At 69.1% G+C, this 17,377-nt stretch carries 19 protein-coding genes; 3 read left to right on the top strand and 16 right to left on the bottom strand.

Translation table 11 applies throughout. From position 1 onward, the window contains the following. Positions 1–199: 199 nt before the first annotated feature. On the bottom strand, positions 200–571 hold the full coding sequence (locus ACFYW9_RS05820) for a holo-ACP synthase (protein ID WP_328670925.1): 372 nt from the start codon (positions 569–571) through the stop codon (positions 200–202). Between the two features lie 53 nt (positions 572–624). Further along, positions 625–2,472: a glutamine--fructose-6-phosphate transaminase (isomerizing) gene (gene glmS / locus ACFYW9_RS05825; RefSeq protein ID WP_389145302.1), complete on the bottom strand. Its 1,848-nt coding sequence runs from the start codon at positions 2,470–2,472 to the stop codon at positions 625–627. Positions 2,473–2,640: 168 nt separating this feature from the next. Here glmS and coaA point away from each other — a divergent pair, with 168 nt between their 5' ends. Continuing rightward, the gene (gene coaA, locus ACFYW9_RS05830; protein ID WP_328670917.1) at positions 2,641–3,630 is read left to right on the top strand and encodes a type I pantothenate kinase; all 990 of its coding nucleotides are present in this window, start codon (positions 2,641–2,643) and stop codon (positions 3,628–3,630) included. Between the two features lie 52 nt (positions 3,631–3,682). Next, a complete protein-coding gene (locus ACFYW9_RS05835; RefSeq protein ID WP_389145306.1) occupies positions 3,683–4,636 on the top strand; it encodes a DUF389 domain-containing protein in 954 nt (317 codons plus the stop codon). Positions 4,637–4,736: 100 nt separating this feature from the next. Here the strand turns inward: ACFYW9_RS05835 and glmM are convergent, their stop codons facing one another. The 4 genes from glmM to ACFYW9_RS05855 all read right to left on the bottom strand — a co-directional run bounded on the left by glmM (position 4,737) and on the right by ACFYW9_RS05855 (position 8,718). Beyond that, complete coding sequence (glmM, locus tag ACFYW9_RS05840) at positions 4,737–6,095, bottom strand: phosphoglucosamine mutase (RefSeq protein WP_351874956.1); 1,359 nt, start codon at positions 6,093–6,095, stop codon at positions 4,737–4,739. Positions 6,096–6,290: 195 nt separating this feature from the next. Continuing rightward, entirely contained in the window at positions 6,291–6,812 is a 522-nt protein-coding gene (gene rpsI, locus ACFYW9_RS05845) for a 30S ribosomal protein S9 (protein WP_351874953.1), read from the bottom strand. A 42-nt stretch (positions 6,813–6,854) separates the two neighbouring features. Continuing rightward, positions 6,855–7,298: a 50S ribosomal protein L13 gene (rplM, locus tag ACFYW9_RS05850; protein ID WP_168529673.1), complete on the bottom strand. Its 444-nt coding sequence runs from the start codon at positions 7,296–7,298 to the stop codon at positions 6,855–6,857. 223 nt (positions 7,299–7,521) lie between these two features. Then, complete coding sequence (locus tag ACFYW9_RS05855) at positions 7,522–8,718, bottom strand: glycosyltransferase family 87 protein (RefSeq protein ID WP_389145311.1); 1,197 nt, start codon at positions 8,716–8,718, stop codon at positions 7,522–7,524. Between the two features lie 74 nt (positions 8,719–8,792). On the opposite strand from ACFYW9_RS05855, the gene ACFYW9_RS05860 reads away from it, so the two are divergent. Continuing rightward, positions 8,793–9,680 carry a hypothetical protein gene (locus tag ACFYW9_RS05860; RefSeq protein WP_389145314.1) on the top strand — a complete coding sequence of 296 codons (888 nt, stop codon included), beginning with the start codon at positions 8,793–8,795 and terminating at the stop codon, positions 9,678–9,680. 111 nt (positions 9,681–9,791) lie between these two features. Here the strand turns inward: ACFYW9_RS05860 and truA are convergent, their stop codons facing one another. From truA to secY, 10 genes are all read right to left on the bottom strand, one after another. Beyond that, the gene (truA, locus tag ACFYW9_RS05865; protein WP_389145317.1) at positions 9,792–10,658 is read right to left on the bottom strand and encodes a tRNA pseudouridine(38-40) synthase TruA; all 867 of its coding nucleotides are present in this window, start codon (positions 10,656–10,658) and stop codon (positions 9,792–9,794) included. Positions 10,659–10,750: 92 nt separating this feature from the next. After that, positions 10,751–11,248, bottom strand: coding sequence for a 50S ribosomal protein L17 (gene rplQ / locus ACFYW9_RS05870; protein ID WP_328670906.1), 498 nt, complete (start codon positions 11,246–11,248; stop codon positions 10,751–10,753). A 129-nt stretch (positions 11,249–11,377) separates the two neighbouring features. After that, entirely contained in the window at positions 11,378–12,400 is a 1,023-nt protein-coding gene (locus ACFYW9_RS05875; protein ID WP_003966937.1) for a DNA-directed RNA polymerase subunit alpha, read from the bottom strand. A gap of 177 nt (positions 12,401–12,577) precedes the next feature. Beyond that, positions 12,578–12,982, bottom strand: a complete 405-nt coding sequence (gene rpsK / locus ACFYW9_RS05880; RefSeq protein WP_003956432.1) for a 30S ribosomal protein S11 — start codon at positions 12,980–12,982, stop codon at positions 12,578–12,580. Positions 12,983–13,051: 69 nt separating this feature from the next. Further along, a complete protein-coding gene (gene rpsM / locus ACFYW9_RS05885; protein ID WP_037626962.1) occupies positions 13,052–13,432 on the bottom strand; it encodes a 30S ribosomal protein S13 in 381 nt (126 codons plus the stop codon). 217 nt (positions 13,433–13,649) lie between these two features. Continuing rightward, positions 13,650–13,763, bottom strand: a complete 114-nt coding sequence (gene rpmJ / locus ACFYW9_RS05890) for a 50S ribosomal protein L36 (RefSeq protein WP_003998809.1) — start codon at positions 13,761–13,763, stop codon at positions 13,650–13,652. A 69-nt stretch (positions 13,764–13,832) separates the two neighbouring features. Then, complete coding sequence (gene infA, locus ACFYW9_RS05895; protein ID WP_003948620.1) at positions 13,833–14,054, bottom strand: translation initiation factor IF-1; 222 nt, start codon at positions 14,052–14,054, stop codon at positions 13,833–13,835. A 260-nt stretch (positions 14,055–14,314) separates the two neighbouring features. Next, positions 14,315–15,154, bottom strand: coding sequence for a type I methionyl aminopeptidase (map, locus tag ACFYW9_RS05900; protein ID WP_387302130.1), 840 nt, complete (start codon positions 15,152–15,154; stop codon positions 14,315–14,317). 220 nt (positions 15,155–15,374) lie between these two features. Then, a complete protein-coding gene (locus ACFYW9_RS05905) occupies positions 15,375–16,031 on the bottom strand; it encodes an adenylate kinase (RefSeq protein WP_389145324.1) in 657 nt (218 codons plus the stop codon). Then, complete coding sequence (gene secY / locus ACFYW9_RS05910; RefSeq protein ID WP_389145327.1) at positions 16,031–17,344, bottom strand: preprotein translocase subunit SecY; 1,314 nt, start codon at positions 17,342–17,344, stop codon at positions 16,031–16,033. Before secY ends, ACFYW9_RS05905 begins: the two co-directional genes overlap by 1 nt. Between the last annotated feature and the right edge of the window lie 33 nt (positions 17,345–17,377).

The following is a 17,377-nucleotide window of genomic DNA, read 5'->3' on the forward strand; positions in this document are numbered from 1 at the left end:
TCCCGTGCCCGCCCCCGCACCGTGCGGGCCTGTGAGCCCTGTCCGGAACCCGGGCGGCGCCGTGCGGGCCCGTGATCCCCGTCCGGAGCGGTCCCGGCAAGTCCCGTACCGCTCCGCCCGAAGGGGGCGGGCCCGCGGCCTCCCCACCCTCCGGCGGTCCCGCGGCCTCCGTACCCTCCGCCCGAAGGCGGCGGCCCGGCTATCCCTCCGCCACCACCACCGCCGAGGCCACCCCGGCGTCGTGACTGAGCGACACGTGCCAGGAGGCCACGCCCAGTTCGGCCGCGCAGGCCGCCACCGTGCCCTTCACGCGCAGCCTCGGCCGGCCGCTGTCCTCCACGTAGACCTCGGCGTCCGTCCAGTGCAGTCCCGCCGGGGCGCCCAGCGCCTTGGCGAGCGCCTCCTTCGCCGCGAAGCGGGCCGCGAGCGAGGCGACGCCCCGCCGTTCGCCGCTGGGCAGCAGCAACTCGCTCTCCACGAAGAGACGTTCGGCCAGCCCGGGCGTCCGCTCCAGCGACGCCCGGAACCGGTCGATCTCGGCCACGTCGATACCGACCCCGATGATGCTCATGTCCGCACCCTAGGGCCTGTCCGACAATTCGCGTCGTCGCCCGACGACGGCGCTCACTCCACCGTCACGGACTTCGCCAGGTTGCGCGGCTGGTCCACCTCGTTGCCCCGGGCCGTCGCCAGTTCGCAGGCGAACACCTGGAGCGGGACCGTCGACACCAGCGGCTGGAGCAGGGTGGGGGTGGCCGGGATGCGGATGAGGTGGTCGGCGTACGGGACGACCGCCTCGTCGCCCTCCTCCGCGATGACGATCGTGCGGGCGCCCCGGGCCCGGATCTCCTGGATGTTGGAGACGATCTTGTCGTGCAGGACCGAGCGGCCGCGCGGCGACGGGGCCACGACCACCACCGGCATGTCCTCCTCGATCAGCGCGATCGGACCGTGCTTGAGCTCCCCCGCCGCGAAGCCCTCGGCGTGCATGTACGCCAGCTCCTTCAGCTTCAGGGCGCCTTCCAGCGCGACCGGATAGCCCACGTGCCGGCCGAGGAACAGCACGGTGTTCTTGCCGGCGAGGGAGCGCGCGAGCTCCCGTACCGGCTCCATGGTCTCCAGGACCCGCTCGACCTCGCGGGAGATGCGCGACAGCTCCCGGATGACGGCCTGGATCTCGTCGCCCCACTTGGTGCCGCGCACCTGGCCCAGGTACAGCGCCACCAGGTAGCAGGCCACGAGCTGGGTGAGGAACGCCTTGGTGGAGGCGACGGCCACCTCGGGGCCGGCGTGCGTGTACAGCACCGCGTCGGACTCGCGCGGGATCGTCGAGCCGTTGGTGTTGCAGATCGCCAGCACCCTGGCGTCCTGGTCGCGGGCGTGCCGCAGCGCCATCAGCGTGTCCATGGTCTCCCCGGACTGCGAGATCGCGATGACGAGCGTACGACGGTCCAGGATCGGGTCCCGGTAGCGGAACTCGCTGGCCAGCTCCACCTCGCACGGGATGCGCGTCCAGTGCTCGATGGCGTACTTGGCGATCAGCCCGGCGTGGAAGGCGGTCCCGCAGGCGACGATGACGACCTTGTCGACCTCCCGCAGCACCTGGACCGGGATGCGCACCTCGTCGAGCCTCAGCGAGCCGGCCGCGTCGATCCGTCCCAGCAGGGTGTCGGCGACCGCCTTGGGCTGCTCGGCGATCTCCTTGAGCATGAAGTAGTCGTAGCCGCCCTTCTCCGCCGCCGACGCGTCCCAGTCGACGTGGTACGAGCGGACCTCGGCGGGGCTGCCGTCGAACCCGGTGACCCTCACGCCGTCGCGGCGCAGTTCGACCACCTGGTCCTGTCCCAGTTCGATCGCCGAGCGGGTGTGGGCGATGAACGCGGCGACGTCCGAGGCGAGAAAGGCCTCGCCGTCGCCGACACCGACCACCAGCGGCGAGTTCCGCCGCGCCCCGACGACCACGTCCGGCTCGTCGGCGTCCACGGCGACCAGCGTGAACGCGCCCTCCAGGCGCCGGCACACCAGCCGCATCGCCTCCGCCAGGTCCGCGCACGAGGAGTACTCCTCGGCGAGCAGATGCGCGACCACCTCGGTGTCCGTCTCGGAGGCCAGGTCGTGCCCCCGCTCGGCCAGCTCGGCGCGGAGCAGGGCGAAGTTCTCGATGATGCCGTTGTGGACGACGGCGACCCGGCCCGCGTTGTCGAGGTGCGGATGGGCGTTGGCGTCCGTGGGGCCTCCGTGGGTGGCCCAGCGGGTGTGCCCGATTCCCGTCGTTCCGGCCGGCAGCGGCCTGCCGCCCAGCTCCTTCTCCAGGTTGACCAGTTTCCCGGCCTTCTTCGCGACGGCGAGTCCCCCGTCCGCCAGGACGGCGACACCCGCCGAGTCGTATCCCCGGTACTCGAGTCGCTTCAGTCCGGCCATCACCACGTCGAGCGCCGGCTGCGACCCCACATAACCCACGATTCCGCACATGGCGGCAGCGTACGGTCCACCGCCCGTCCGAATCAGGCTCACCGTGCCCGATATCGGAAATTCTGGAGCCCTTTCGGAGACGGCCGGCAGGCTCCTCGGCCCCGCCGGAGTCACCCGGCGTGACGGACCCCACCCCCCACCCCGTTCAAACTCCGTTAACAATGGACTGTGATCTCTCCGGTCTCCCCGTTGCCGCGGAGCGCCCACCGGTCCAAGCCGGAGGCGACTCCCTACGTCGATCTCACCCGCGCCGAGTGGAGCGCGCTGCGTGAGAAGACGCCGCTCACGCTGAACGCCGAGGAGCTCGAGAAGCTGCGCGGCCTGGGCGATGTCATCGACCTGGACGAGGTGCGGGACATCTATCTGCCGCTGTCCCGGCTGCTGAACCTGTACGTCGGCGCCACGGACGGACTCAGAGGCGCCCTCAACACGTTCCTGGGCGAGAAGGGCTCACAGTCCGGCACCCCGTTCGTCATAGGCGTCGCCGGTTCCGTGGCCGTCGGCAAGTCCACCGTGGCCCGGCTGCTCCAGGCACTGCTCTCCCGCTGGCCCGAGCACCCCCGCGTCGAACTGGTCACCACGGACGGCTTCCTGCTCCCCACCAAGGAACTCGAGGCGCGCGGACTGATGTCGCGCAAGGGCTTCCCCGAGTCGTACGACCGCCGGGCCCTGACCCGGTTCGTCGCGGACATCAAGGCGGGCAAGGACGAGGTGACGGCACCCGTCTACTCGCACCTGATCTACGACATCGTGCCGGGCGAGCGGCTCACCGTCCGCCGCCCCGACATCCTCATCGTCGAGGGCCTGAACGTGCTCCAGCCGGCGCTGCCCGGCAAGGACGGCCGCACGCGGGTCGGCCTCGCGGACTACTTCGACTTCAGCGTGTACGTCGACGCCCGCCCCGAGGACATCGAGCGCTGGTACCTGAACCGCTTCCGCAAGCTGCGCGCGACGGCCTTCCAGAAGCCCGACTCGTACTTCCTCAAGTACACCCAGGTCTCGGAGGAGGAGGCCCTCGACTACGCCCGTACGACCTGGCGCACCATCAACAAGCCGAACCTGCTGGAGAACGTGGCTCCCACCCGCGGCCGGGCGGCCCTCGTCGTGCGCAAGGGCCCGGACCACAAGGTGCAGCGCCTGAGCCTGCGCAAGCTGTAGTCCCGTACGGCCGTTCCGCACGACCGTCCGTACGTACGACTAATCTGCGGCCATGCTGCACCTACGCCTGATCACTCCCCCGGACCGGACCGACGACGTCGTACGCCTGATCGAGGGAACGGTCGGCACCGCGCACCTCGTCGTGCTTCCGGGTGCCGCCCGCAGTCCGGCGGGCGACGTCGTCATGTGCGATGTCGCGCGCGAGGCGGGCGACGAACTCATCGGCCGGCTCCGGGAGGCCGGGCTCGACCGGACCGGGTCGATCGCCGTCGAGAACATCGACCTGTCGCTGTCGAAGCGGGCCGACGAGGCGGAGGACGAGGCCCCGGGCGAGGGCGTCGACGCGGTGCTGTGGGAGCACCTGGAGGAGGCCACGCACGAGGAGTCGACGCTGTCGGTCACCTACGTCGCCTTCATCACGATCGCCACGATGATCGCGGCGTGCGGTGTGGTGCTCGACAACGCGGTCCTGATCGTGGGCGCCATGGCCGTGGGGCCGGAGTTCGGCCCGCTGGCCGGGCTGTGCACGGCGGTCGTGCAGCGGGGGCGGCTCCTCGCCCTGCGCTCCCTGACGGCGCTGCTGGCCGGTTTCGCGATCGCCATGGCGGTGACGGTGCTCTTCAGCCTGTTCATGGACGGGGTGGGACTGTTCAGCGAGGCGGAACTGGAGGGGCCGCGCCCCAACACCGGGTTCGTCTACGCCCCGGACTGGTTCTCCTTCGTCGTCGCGGTGCTCGCCGGCGCCGCCGGCATGCTGTCGCTGACCTCGGCCAAGTCCGGAGCCCTGGTCGGTGTCGCGATCTCCGTGACGACGGTCCCGGCCGCCGCGAACGCCGCGGTGGCCCTGAGCTACGGCGACATGGGCCAGACGTGGGGTTCCACCAAGCAGCTGCTGTTCAATCTGCTCGGCATCGTGGTCGCCGGCACGCTGACGCTGCTCGCCCAGAAGTGGTTCTGGGCGATGCGGCGCGAGCACCGGGTCGCCCGTCCGGACCCCGCCCGGTAACGGGCCGCCCGGCGAGGACACCGCCGTGGACAGCCGTGAGGCCCGGCACCCCTGGGGTGCCGGGCCTCACGTATTCAGGCGGAGAGGCCTGGGACCTGTCCTAGCCGAGCGCCGACTTCACGGCGTCGGCGAGGCGCGCGGCCACCGAGCGGGCGTGGTCGATGTCGGCGGCCTCGACCATGACGCGGACGAGCGGCTCGGTGCCGGAGGGGCGCAGCAGCACCCGTCCGGTGGTGCCGAGTTCGCTCTCGGCGTCGGCCACCGCGGCGGCGAGCTCGGCGGAGGAGTTCACCCGTGTCCGGTCGACGTCGGGCACGTTGATGAGGACCTGCGGCAGCCGTTCCATGACCGAGGCGAGGTCCCGGAGCGTACGGCCGGTCTGGGCGACCCGGGCGGCGAGCAGCAGGCCGGTGAGCGTGCCGTCGCCGGTCGTGGCGTGGTCGAGGATGATGACGTGCCCGGACTGCTCGCCGCCGAGCGCGTAGCCGTGCCGCTTCATCTCCTCCAGGACGTAGCGGTCGCCGACCGCGGTCTGGATGAAGGCGAGACCTTCGCGTTCCATGGCGAGCTTGAAGCCCAGGTTGGACATGACCGTCGCGACAACGGTGTCGGAGCGCAGTACGGAACGCTCCCGCATCGCCAGCGCGAGAACGGCCAGGATCTGGTCGCCGTCGATCTCCTCGCCCGTGTGGTCCACCGCGAGGCAGCGGTCGGCGTCGCCGTCGTGCGCGATGCCGAGGTGGGCGCCGTGCTCGACGACGGCGGCCTTGAGGAGCTCCAGGTGGGTGGAGCCGCAGCCGTCGTTGATGTTGAGCCCGTCGGGCGCCGCGCCGATCGTGACGATCTCGGCACCGGCCCGCGCGAAGGCCTCGGGCGAGACCCGGGCGGCCGCGCCGTGCGCCTCGTCGAGGACGACCTTCAGACCGTCGAGGCGGTTCGGGAGGACACCGATGAGGTGGGCGACGTACTGGTCGAAGCCCTGGTCGTAGGAGTTCACCCGGCCGACGCCGGAGCCGGTCGGGCGGTCCCAGGGAGCGCCGGTGCGGTGCTCCTCGTAGACGCCCTCGATCCGGTCCTCCAGCTCGTCGGCGAGCTTGTGCCCGCCGCGGGCGAAGAACTTGATGCCGTTGTCGGGCATGGCGTTGTGGCTCGCGGAGAGCATCACGCCGAGGTCGGCGCCGAGCACTCCGGTGAGGTACGCCACCGCGGGGGTGGGCAGCACGCCGACGCGCAGGACGTCCACACCGGCGCTGGCGAGGCCCGCGACCACCGCGGCCTCCAGGAACTCCCCGGACGCGCGCGGATCCCGCCCGACCACGGCTACGGGCCGGTGGCCTTCGAACGTGCCCGCCTCGGCGAGTACGTGCGCCGCTGCCACGGAAAGCCCGAGCGCGAGCTCGGCCGTCAGATCCGCGTTGGCGACACCGCGCACGCCGTCCGTGCCGAAGAGTCGTCCCACTTGTCCTCCTGAGAAAAGCTGCAGAGTACGGAAGTCCTCCGAAGGATACGGAGCCATCCGATCACATGAGCCTTTGAGCACCTTGTGCCGTTATACGCCCAACCACTGTGATAAACGAACGCCCCGGCGGCACTGTGGCGTGCAGCCGGGGCGTTCGGAGCTACGCGTACTACGCGCAGAAGCAAGCGGCGAAGATTAACGCTTGCTGTACTGCGGAGCCTTGCGGGCCTTCTTGAGACCGGCCTTCTTGCGCTCGACCGCACGGTCGTCGCGCTTGAGGAAGCCGGCCTTCTTGAGGGCGCCGCGGTTGTTGTCCACGTCGGCCTCGTTCAGCGCACGGGCCACGCCGAGGCGCAGGGCACCGGCCTGACCCGAGACGCCGCCACCCGAGATACGGGCGATGACGTCGTAGCGGTTGTCGAGCTCGAGCACCTTGAAGGGCTCGTTGACTTCCTGCTGGTGCACCTTGTTGGGGAAGTAGTCCTCAAGGGTGCGACCGTTGATCTTCCACTTGCCGGTGCCCGGAACGATCCGGACGCGGGCGATGGCGTTCTTGCGACGGCCCAGGCCGGCGGCCGGCTGCGGGTCGCCGAAGCGGCCTTCGAGCGACTCCGAGGTGTACTCGCCCTCGACGGGCACCTCGGACTCGGTGGTGTAGCTCTCGATGTCGACGAGCTCAGTCTCTTCGACCGGCTGCTCAACGGTGGTCTCGGCCACGATTCTCCTCAGATTTCTTTATGTCTTAGGGGGTGGCCGGAACTACTGCGCGACCTGGGTGATCTCGAACGGGACCGGCTGCTGCGCAGCGTGCGGGTGGTTCTCGCCCGCGTAGACCTTCAGCTTCGAGAGCACCTGACGGCCCAGGGTGTTCTTGGGAACCATGCCCTTGATGGCCTTCTCGACGGCCTTCTCGGGGTTCTTCGCCAGCAGCTCGTCGTAGCGGACGGAGCGCAGACCACCCGGGTAACCGGAGTGGCGGTACGCCAGCTTCTGGGTCTTCTTGTTGCCGGAGAGGTGCACCTTGTCGGCGTTGATGATGATGACGAAGTCACCAGCGTCGACGTGGGGCGCGTAGATCGGCTTGTGCTTGCCGCGCAGAATGTTCGCGGCAGTGGTCGCCAGACGACCCAGGACGACATCCTGGGCGTCGATGACGTACCACTGGCGAGTGATGTCGCCGGGCTTGGGGCTGTACGTACGCACGGTCGTAGCCTTCGCTTCTTCAGTGAGTGGGTCCTGACATGGCCACCACGGACGATCACGACAGCCCTGACCGCACTGCGGTGACGCATACCGCGTGCTGGTCGCTGGTCATCAGCCCCGGTGGACCGGTGTAAGGGCCCCTCACGTGAGAATGAGCAAGCCAATACACATAACGAACTGCAAGCTTACCCGTGGCGGCCCGCAAGGGTCAAAACGCGAGTGCTCACACCCTCGTGGCCCGTCGTCCCCGTCGCTGGGCGACGAAGTGGTCCGGGCCGGCGAGCGGCAGGTGCCGGCGGCGCGGGAGCGCCACCGATGCAGTCATCACACACAGGGTAAAGCAGTCGCGGAAGGAACGCCGGGTCACCGCTTCCAGCCAGGGCCAGTCCGCGCCGGGCGCCTGCGGCACCAGCGCCAGCCAGAACCAGGGCCCACGGGCCGCCGCACCGGGATACGGCAGCCCCGCCAGCAGCAGCGGCACCACGACGAGCAGATAGTGGTCGTAGGACGGCCGGGACACCAGGAACGCCGAGAGCATCAGCAGCACCGCGGTCTCGGCGAGCCGCAGCGGCCCGGGAACACCGCGCGACCAGCGGCGGTACGCGGCCGGCACCCCGGCACCCGCCGCCGCGCAGGCCAGCGCGACCGCCACCGGGGACGGCACCCCGAGACGCGGCAGCACGGCAGCCGGAGAGGCCTCGTAGAGGCGTACGAAGCCGTCGTGGCCGCGCAGCAGGAACGGCAGCGTCCGTGTGACGAACGCCGCAGGATCGGGCATCAGCAGCGCCGCCCCGCCGGACGCCAGGGCGGGCACGAGGAACATCGCGGCCAGCGCCCGCCATCGGCGCGCGAAAAGGAAGAGGAGCGCCACGGGCACGAGCAGCGGCTTCAGGGCGAGGGCCGCGCCGATGACCACTCCGGCCCACCCCCACCGGTCCCGCGCGGCCAGCAGCAGGGCGAGCGGCAGCGCCGCCGCGGCGGTCACGGTCCAGTTGCCGAGCAGGACCAGGTGGCCGAAGGGCGCGAAGCCCAGCGCGAGCCCGGCCGGGCCGAGCACCGCGAGGCGGCTGCGCCAGGGCACCCCGTGGACGCTCAGCGCGCAGGCCCAGCCCGTCACCAGCAGCGCGGTCACCGTCAGGGGGACCAGCACGCGGAGCGCGTACGCCGGGAGCAGCGTCTGCGGCACCGCCGCGAGCACCGCGCTCGGGAGATAGAGGAAGTGCCGGTCGGCGTAGGGCGAACCGCCGTCCAGCCAGGTCCGCGCCGCCCGGACGACGATCGCGTTGTCCATCCCCCCGTCCGAGGTGCGGAGCGCGACGCCCACGGCGTGCGCGCACAGCACCGTGCCCGAGACCGCCCACGCGTGCCAGGAGGCTCTACGTACCAACCACCCGGAGATGTCACTTTTGCCCTTGCGCATTCAGATCACGCTAGGGGCTCAAGTGCCCGGTGGAGCTGACCGGCACCCCCCAACCCCCGTCTAAGATGCGGCGCATGAGTTATGGGCAGGGTGGGCAGGGGCAGCCCCCGTGGGACCCCTGGAAGCCGGGTTCTCAGCAGACGCCTCAGTGGAACAACCAGCGTTCCGGCGGGAATCCCGACTGGGCCGCCATGGCGGAGGCTTCCGAAACGCGCAACAAGCGCCGCAAAGTGCTGTTCATCGTGGGCGGGGCGCTGGCCACCGTCGCGGTCGGCGCTGCCGTGGCCATGGCCGTCGCCAACGCGAACGGGAACGATCAGGCCACGAACCAGCCGTCCCAACTGCCGGCCAGCTCGGACATCCCCGGCGCCACGACACCGGCGCCGTCCTTCGAGCCGACCTCGGCTCCGCCGCCGCTGGATCCGAAGCAGTTCATAGCCAGCGCGCAGAAGGACACCGCGCCGCTGAGCCCGGACATCCTCTTCCCCGGTACGCAGCTCACCATGGGCAACCGTGTGTACCGCAAGGGTCCGACGGCCGACACGAAGGACTGTGCCTCGGCCGTGAAGGGCACGCTGCCGCCGGTTCTGAAGAAGGACGGCTGCACCCGCTTCATGCGGGTCACCTACGTCAAGGACGGGGTGGCGGTGACGGTCGGCGTCGCGGTCTTCGACACCGAGGCCCAGGCCGCCAAGGCCAAGGCCGACGCGGACAGCAAGAGCATCATCGCCTCGCTCCCGGGCAACGGCATCAAGGCGTTCTGCGACGCGGCCGTCTGCCGGTCGACCACCAACGCCTACGGGCGTTACGCCTACTTCACGCTCTCCGGCTTCACCAACGGCAAGGACGTGACGACGAAGGACACCGCGGTGTTCACGACCGGCGACGATCTCGCGGAGTTCGCGTTCCGTCAGATCGGCCGGCGGGGACAGGCCCAGGCGTCGGCCGCGGCCAACCAGTAGCGGTTGCGGGCGGCGGCCGGTGAACACCGGCCGCCGCACCGCCCCGCACACGGCAGTTGACGCCCGCTCAGGCGGACGGGCCGTCAGCGGACCCGCGCGGGCGCCCGGGTGTCAGCAGGTCTCGCATCCGCCCGCCCCCGGCAACGCCCGCTTGTTCCGGGCCTCCTTGTTCCGCGCGGCCAGCAACTCGTCGGCTGGGTAGCCGACTTCCTCGAGCGTCAGCCCGTGCGGCCGTACGACGTGAACGGCCGAGTCCCGTACGCCGGCGGCGAGCACCTTGCCCGGCCATTCGGGCCCGCGGTGCCCGTCCCCCACGAACAGCAGGGCCCCGATCAGCGACCGCACCATGTTGTGGCAGAAGGCGTCGGCCCGCACGGTGGCGGTGATGACGCCGTCCTCGCCCCGGACCAGGCTCAGTTGCTGGAGGGTGCGGATGGTCGTCGCACCCTCGCGCTTCTTGCAGTAGGCGGCGAAGTCGTGCTCCCCCAGCAGCCGCTGGGCCGCCGCGTTCATGGCGTCCACGTCCAACGGCCAGTCGTGCCACAGGACATGACTGCGCAGCAGCGGGTCGACACCGCCGGGTTCGTCGGTCACGCGATAGGCGTAGCGCCGCCAGACCGCCGAGAACCGCGCGTTGAAACCGGCGGGCGCCTCGGTGAGCGACCACACCCGCACGTCCTTGGACAGCCGCCCGGCGAGCCGCTTCAGCAGCTTCTCCCGGTGCTCGGCCCACAGTTCCGCGGGCAGGTCGACGTGGGCCACCTGGCCACGCGCGTGCACCCCGGCGTCGGTCCGCCCGGCCACGGTCAGCTCGTACGTGGTGTCCTTCGTCCGGGTCACCGTCCGCAGGGCGTCCTCGATCTCCCCCTGCACGGTCCTGCGTCCGCCGGCCTGCTTCGCCCACCCGGAGAACCCGGTCCCGTCGTACGACAGGTCCAACCGCACCCGGACGAACCCGGGCTCCGCTTCGTCACTCACACCTAGATCCTCTCAAGCCCGGGTTCCTCCCCGGGAACGCGAAAGCGGGCCCGCCCCGAAAGGGACGGACCCGCTCACAGCGAGGCAGTGCCTCAGGCGTCCTTCGACTCCTCGGCGGGAGCCTCGGCGGCGTCCTCGACCTTGGTGTCCTCGACCTTGGCCGGGGCCTCGGTCTCCTTGGCGGCACGCTTGGTGGCAGCCTCGGCCTCACCGGTGGCCTGCTGGGCCACGGTCAGGGCCTCCACCAGCTCGATGACGGCCATGGGCGCGTTGTCGCCACGGCGGTTACCGATCTTGGTGATACGGGTGTAGCCACCCGGGCGGTTCTCGTAGCGCGGGCCGATCTCGGTGAAGAGCGTGTGCACGATGCTCTTGTCCGTGATCACCGAGAGCACCTGACGGCGGTTGTGAAGGTCACCCTTCTTCGCCTTGGTGACCAGACGCTCCGCGTAGGGACGCAGGCGACGGGCCTTGGCCTCGGTGGTGGTGATGCGGCCGTGCTCGAAGAGCGACTTCGCGAGGTTCGCGAGGAGCAGCTTCTCGTGCGCGGCGCTGCCGCCCAGACGGGCACCCTTGGCGGGCTTCGGCATGATGTTTCTCCTAGGTGTCTGCCCCGGCCGTATCAGGTACCGGAGTCAGTGTCCGAGCGGGCGATCGCCCGTCGAAGATCCGGGGTCCCGAAGGACCCCGGAGGACGGAAGCCGTCCCAGTACTGGGGCTCAGTACTGCTCGGTCTCCACGAAACCCGCGTCCGCGTCGTCGTCGGCGCCGAAGGCGTCGGCGGCGGCGGTCGGGTCGAATCCGGGCGGGCTGTCCTTGAGGGCCAGGCCCATGCCGGCCAGCTTCGCCTTGACCTCGTCGATGGACTTCGCGCCGAAGTTGCGGATGTCCAGGAGGTCGGCCTCGGAGCGGGCGACGAGCTCACCCACGGAGTGGATGCCCTCACGCTTGAGGCAGTTGTACGAGCGGACCGTGAGCTCCAGCTCCTCGATCGGCAGCGCGAGATCGGCGGCGAGGGCGGCGTCCGTGGGGGACGGGCCCATGTCGATGCCCTCGGCGTCGATGTTGAGCTCGCGGGCCAGACCGAACAGCTCGACCAGGGTCTTACCGGCCGACGCCATGGCGTCACGGGGACGCATGGCCTGCTTGGTCTCGACGTCGACGATCAGCTTGTCGAAGTCGGTGCGCTGCTCGACACGGGTCGCCTCGACCTTGTACGTGACCTTCAGCACCGGCGAGTAGATCGAGTCGACCGGGATGCGCCCGATCTCCTGACCGACCTGCTTGTTCTGGACGGCGGAGACGTAGCCGCGACCGCGCTCGACGGTCAGCTCCATCTCCAGCTTGCCCTTGCCGTTGAGCGTGGCGAGGACGAGGTCGGGGTTGTGGACCTCGACACCGGCCGGGGGCGCGATGTCGGCGGCGGTGACCAGACCCGGGCCCTGCTTGCGCAGGTACATCACGACCGGCTCGTCGTGCTCCGAGGAGACGACCAGCTGCTTGATGTTGAGGATCAGGTCGGTGACGTCCTCCTTGACGCCCGGCACGGTGGTGAACTCGTGCAGGACACCGTCGATGCGGATGCTGGTGACAGCAGCGCCGGGGATCGACGAGAGGAGGGTGCGGCGCAGGGAGTTGCCGAGGGTGTAGCCGAAGCCCGGCTCCAGCGGCTCGATCACGAACCGGGAGCGGAATTCGTCGACGACCTCTTCGGTCAACGAGGGGCGCTGAGCGATCAGCATGTGGTGATCAGTCCTTCATTCGTGGACGCCCGCTATTTGACGTCCGACAAAACCGCGCCTCCGAAGAGGCGGGTACAGCAAGGGTACGGGCGATACGGCCCTTTTACGGAGCCGTACCGCCCGGAAACCTCGAACCAAGCACAGGGCCGTCAGGATCGACGGCCGAGCGGCCGTGCGTCAGACGCGGCGGCGCTTCGGCGGACGGCAGCCGTTGTGCGGGGTGGGGGTGACGTCCTGGATCGAGCCGACCTCGAGGCCAGTGGCCTGGAGGGAGCGGATCGCGGTCTCGCGACCGGAACCCGGGCCCTTCACGAAGACGTCGACCTTGCGCATGCCGTGCTCCTGCGCGCGACGGGCGGCCGACTCAGCGGCCATCTGCGCGGCGAAGGGGGTGGACTTGCGCGAGCCCTTGAAGCCGACGTGGCCGGCGGAGGCCCAGGAGATCACGTTGCCCGAGGGGTCGGTGATCGAGACGATCGTGTTGTTGAACGTGCTCTTGATGTGAGCGTGCCCGTGAGCGACGTTCTTCTTTTCCTTGCGGCGCACCTTCTTGGCGGCGCCCTGACGACCCTTGGGGGGCATCTGTTTCTCCTACGGGGAGGTGGTCGGTCCTACAGCGAAGACCGCTGATGAAGCGTTGTCCGCTGAGGACTACTTCTTGCCCGGCTTCTTCTTACCGGCGATGGCGCGACGCGGGCCCTTGCGGGTACGAGCGTTCGTGCTGGTGCGCTGACCGTGCACGGGCAGGCCACGACGGTGGCGGATGCCCTGGTAGCAGCCGATCTCGATCTTGCGGCGAATGTCACCCTGGATCTCGCGACGGAGGTCACCCTCGGTCTTGATGTTGGCGTCCACGTACTCGCGGATCTTGACCAGCTCCTCCTCGGAGAGGTCACGAACGCGCGTGTTGGGGTTCACGCCAGTCTCGGCCAGCGTCTGCTGGGAAAGGGTCCGGCCGATGCCGAACACGTAGGTGAGGGCGACCTCCACACGCTTTTCGCGCGGGATGTCAACACCGGAAACGCGTGCCATTCAATGGCTCCAGTTGTCGTTCGGAGGTCTTCCGCAGAACCGGATCCCGCCCGCCGTCGTCCTCTGATCCAGGGATCGAGGAGTCGGTACGAACCGGGTCCCCGGCCTCCGACCGGGGGTGTCAGGCCTGATGAGACTCAGCCCTGGATCCTGCGTATGAACATGTACTGCTTGCGTCGCGCGAAGTATCTGCGGGTGCAGAAGGTGCGGTCGTGCGTCAGCCCTGGCGCTGCTTGTGGCGCGGGTTTTCGCAGATGACCATGACCCGACCGTGACGGCGGATCACCCTGCACTTGTCGCAGATCTTCTTGACGCTCGGCTTGACCTTCATTAGGTGAGGTTCTCCGGGTCAGTGCCACCCCCCGCGCTCCCGGAACGGGAACACGGAGCAAGGCAAGATCTACTTGTAGCGGTAGACGATCCGGCCGCGCGTCAGGTCGTACGGAGACAACTCCACCACGACCCGGTCGTCAGGGAGGATGCGGATGTAGTGCATGCGCATCTTGCCGCTGATGTGCGCCAGGACCTGGTGGCCGTTCTGGAGCTCCACCTTGAACATCGCGTTCGGAAGAGACTCAACGACAGTGCCCTCGATCTCGATGGCACCTTGCTTCTTGGCCACGCTTTGCCCTTCGAATCGACTACCTTGATCGACTTCATGCGAGCGCATGCAGACATGCGGGTGCACGAGAGCCGACGAGTCAGTCTACGTCAGGGCTCCCGGAAAGACGAATCAGCCTCGGTCCTCCCCGCCACTCATGACGATGCCCCACCCGTCGGCGCGGTATGCGCGAAGGGCGGGGCTGGCCGCTGGCACGGCCGGCGAAGAGAGCGGGCGGGCTCCCCTCGGGCGGGGGCATCAGCCCGCGAGGGGCGGGCGCCTCAGCCCGCGAGGGGGTCGGGCGCCGCCGTGACCCCGTACTCGGCGAGCTTCGCCCGGCCGCAGTCGGGCGCCGTGAGGACCAGCGGTCCCTCCGCCGTCAGCGCCACGGAGTGCTCCCAGTGCGAGGACCAGGTCCCGTCCGTGGTGACCACGGTCCAGTCGTCCTCCAGCACCTCGGTCCGCGGTGTGCCGAGAGACACCATCGGCTCGATCGCCAGGCAGAGGCCGGGAACCAGCTTCGGCCCCTTCCCCCGCTTGCGCTCGACGTAGTTCAGCAGGTGCGGGTCCATGTGCATCTCGGTGCCGATGCCGTGGCCGCCGTAGTCCTCGACGATGCCGTACTTGCCGCCGCCCGGCTTGGGCTGGCGGCGGATGTAGGTCTCGATGGCGCGGGAGATGTCGACCAGGCGGTTGCCCACCTTCATGGCCGCGATGCCCGCCCACATCGACTCCTCGGTCACCCGGGAGAGCTCGATCAGCTCCGGGGCGTGGCCGGAACCCACGAACGCGGTGAACGCGGCGTCGCCGTGCCAGCCGTCCACGATCGCGCCGGCGTCGATGGAGATGATGTCGCCGTCCTTCAGGACGGTCTTGTCGTCCGGGATGCCGTGGACGACGACCTCGTTGGCCGAGGTGCAGATCGTCGCGGGGAAGCCGCCGTACCCGAGGAAGTTCGACTTGGCGCCGTGCTCCTCCAGCACCTTGCGCGCGACCTCGTCCAGGTCCCGGGTGGTCGCGCCGGGCACCGCCGCTTCCCGCGTGGCCGCATGGATCGCCGCGACGACCAGCCCCGCCTCACGCATCTTGGCGATCTGCTCGGGGGTCTTGATCTGCACCATGGTGGCTGCGGCCTTTCTGGACCGGAAGACGGACTACTCCAACGATACGGGGGACTCGCCCCACCCTGCCCGGGGTCCCGGGACCCCGCGGCGCACAGGACCTCCGCCCTGTCCGCCTCGCACGTCGGCCGCGGCACCCGGTGAGGGTGCCGCGGCCGATGCGACGTACTGCTTCACGCTCCCCCGCGACACGCGTGCGTCACGGAACGGACCGCGGGGACTAGGCGTCCTCGCGGGCCAGCGCCTCCATCGAGCGCGCCGTGACCTCTTCGACCTTGCCGAGCGCCGGGATCGTGACGACCAGGCTCTGGGCACGGTAGTAGTCGATGATCGGCTCGGTCTGCGTGTGGTAGACCTCCAGCCGCGTACGGACGGTCTCCTCGGAGTCGTCGTCGCGCTGGTACAGCTCGCCGCCGCAGACGTCGCAGACGCCTTCCTGCTTCGGCGCCTTGTACGACACGTGGAAGACGTGCGAGGAGTCGTTGCGGCAGATGCGACGGCCCGCGATACGGCGGACCACCTCGTCCTCGGGGACCTCCAGGTCCAGCACCGCGTCCAGCTTCATGCTCTCGCTGCTCAGCATCTCGTCCAGCGCCTCGGCCTGCGAGACGTTGCGCGGGAAGCCGTCGAGCAGGAAGCCGTTCTCGGCGTCGGGCTGCTCCATGCGGTCCTTGGCCATGGCGATGGTGACCTCGTCCGGTACCAGTTCGCCCTTGTCCATGTAGGACTTCGCCAGCTTGCCGAGTTCCGTCTGCTGAGAGATGTTGGCGCGGAACAGGTCGCCCGTTGAGATGTGCGGGATCGCCAGATTCTTGGCGAGGAACGCGGCCTGCGTTCCCTTCCCGGCACCGGGCGGCCCGACGAGGACGATTCGCATCAGCGGAGGAACCCTTCGTAATTGCGCTGCTGAAGCTGACTCTCGATCTGCTTCACCGTCTCAAGGCCCACACCCACGATGATGAGGATGCTGGTGCCACCGAACGGGAAGTTCTGGTTTGCCCCGAAACCAACCAACGCCACCGTCGGCACGAGAGCGATCAGCCCCAGATACAGCGAACCCGGCCAGGTGATCCGGTTGAGTACGTAGCTGAGGTACTCAGCGGTCGGCCGGCCAGCCCGGATACCCGGGATGAAGCCACCATACTTCTTCATGTTGTCGGCGACTTCCTCGGGGTTGAACGAGATCGCCACGTAGAAGAACGCGAAGAACACGATCAGAAGGAAGTACATGGTGATGTAAATCGGGTGGTCACCCTTGGTCAGGTTGGCCGTGACCCAGGTTTTCCAGCCGGAATCGCTCTTCGAGAACTGGGCGACCAGGCTCGGAATGTAGAGCAGCGACGACGCGAAGATGACAGGAATCACACCTGCCTGGTTGACCTTCAGCGGAATGTAGGTCGAGGTACCGCCGTAGGAACGGCGGCCGATCATGCGCTTCGCGTACTGGACCGGGATGCGGCGCTGCGCCTGCTCGACGAAGACCACCAGGCCGACCATGCACAGACCCACCGCGATGACCGTGCCGAACTCGATCCAGCCATCGGCCAGCTTGCCCTGGATCTTGACGGTCCACAGAGCGCTCGGGAAGGTCGCCGCGATCGAGATGAACATCAGGATCGACATGCCGTTGCCGATGCCGCGGTCGGTGATGATCTCACCGAGCCACATGACGACACAGGTACCGGCGGTCATCGTGACGACCATCGTGATCGTGGTGAAGATCGACTGGTCCGGGACGATCTGGTTGGCCACGGGGCAGCCGGAGAACAGCGCGCCGCTGCGCGCGGTGGCCACCAGGCCCGTGCCCTGCAGGATGGCGAGCGCGACCGTCAGATAGCGGGTGTACTGCGTGATCTTCGCCGTACCGGCCGAACCCTCCTTCTTGAGGGCCTCCAGTCGCGGGATCACCACGGTGAGCAGCTGGAGAATGATGCTCGCCGTGATGTACGGCATGATGCCGAGCGCGAAGATCGTGATCTGCAGCAGAGCGCCGCCACTGAACATGTTGATCAGGCTGAACAGCCCACGGTTCGAGTCGGCCACGTCCATGCACGTCTGGACGTTCTTGTAGTCCACGCCGGGGATCGGAACGTGGGTACCGACGCGGTAGACCACGATGATGCCGAGCGTGAAGAGCAGCTTCTTGCGCAGGTCGGGCGTCTTGAACGCCCGGGCGAACGCGGTGAGCACGGTGCCTCCTGCGACCCCCGCGCTACAGCGTCA

It is taken from the genome of Streptomyces sp. NPDC002698 (assembly GCF_042888945.1).
In the GTDB taxonomy this organism is placed as follows: Bacteria; Actinomycetota; Actinomycetes; order Streptomycetales; family Streptomycetaceae; genus Streptomyces.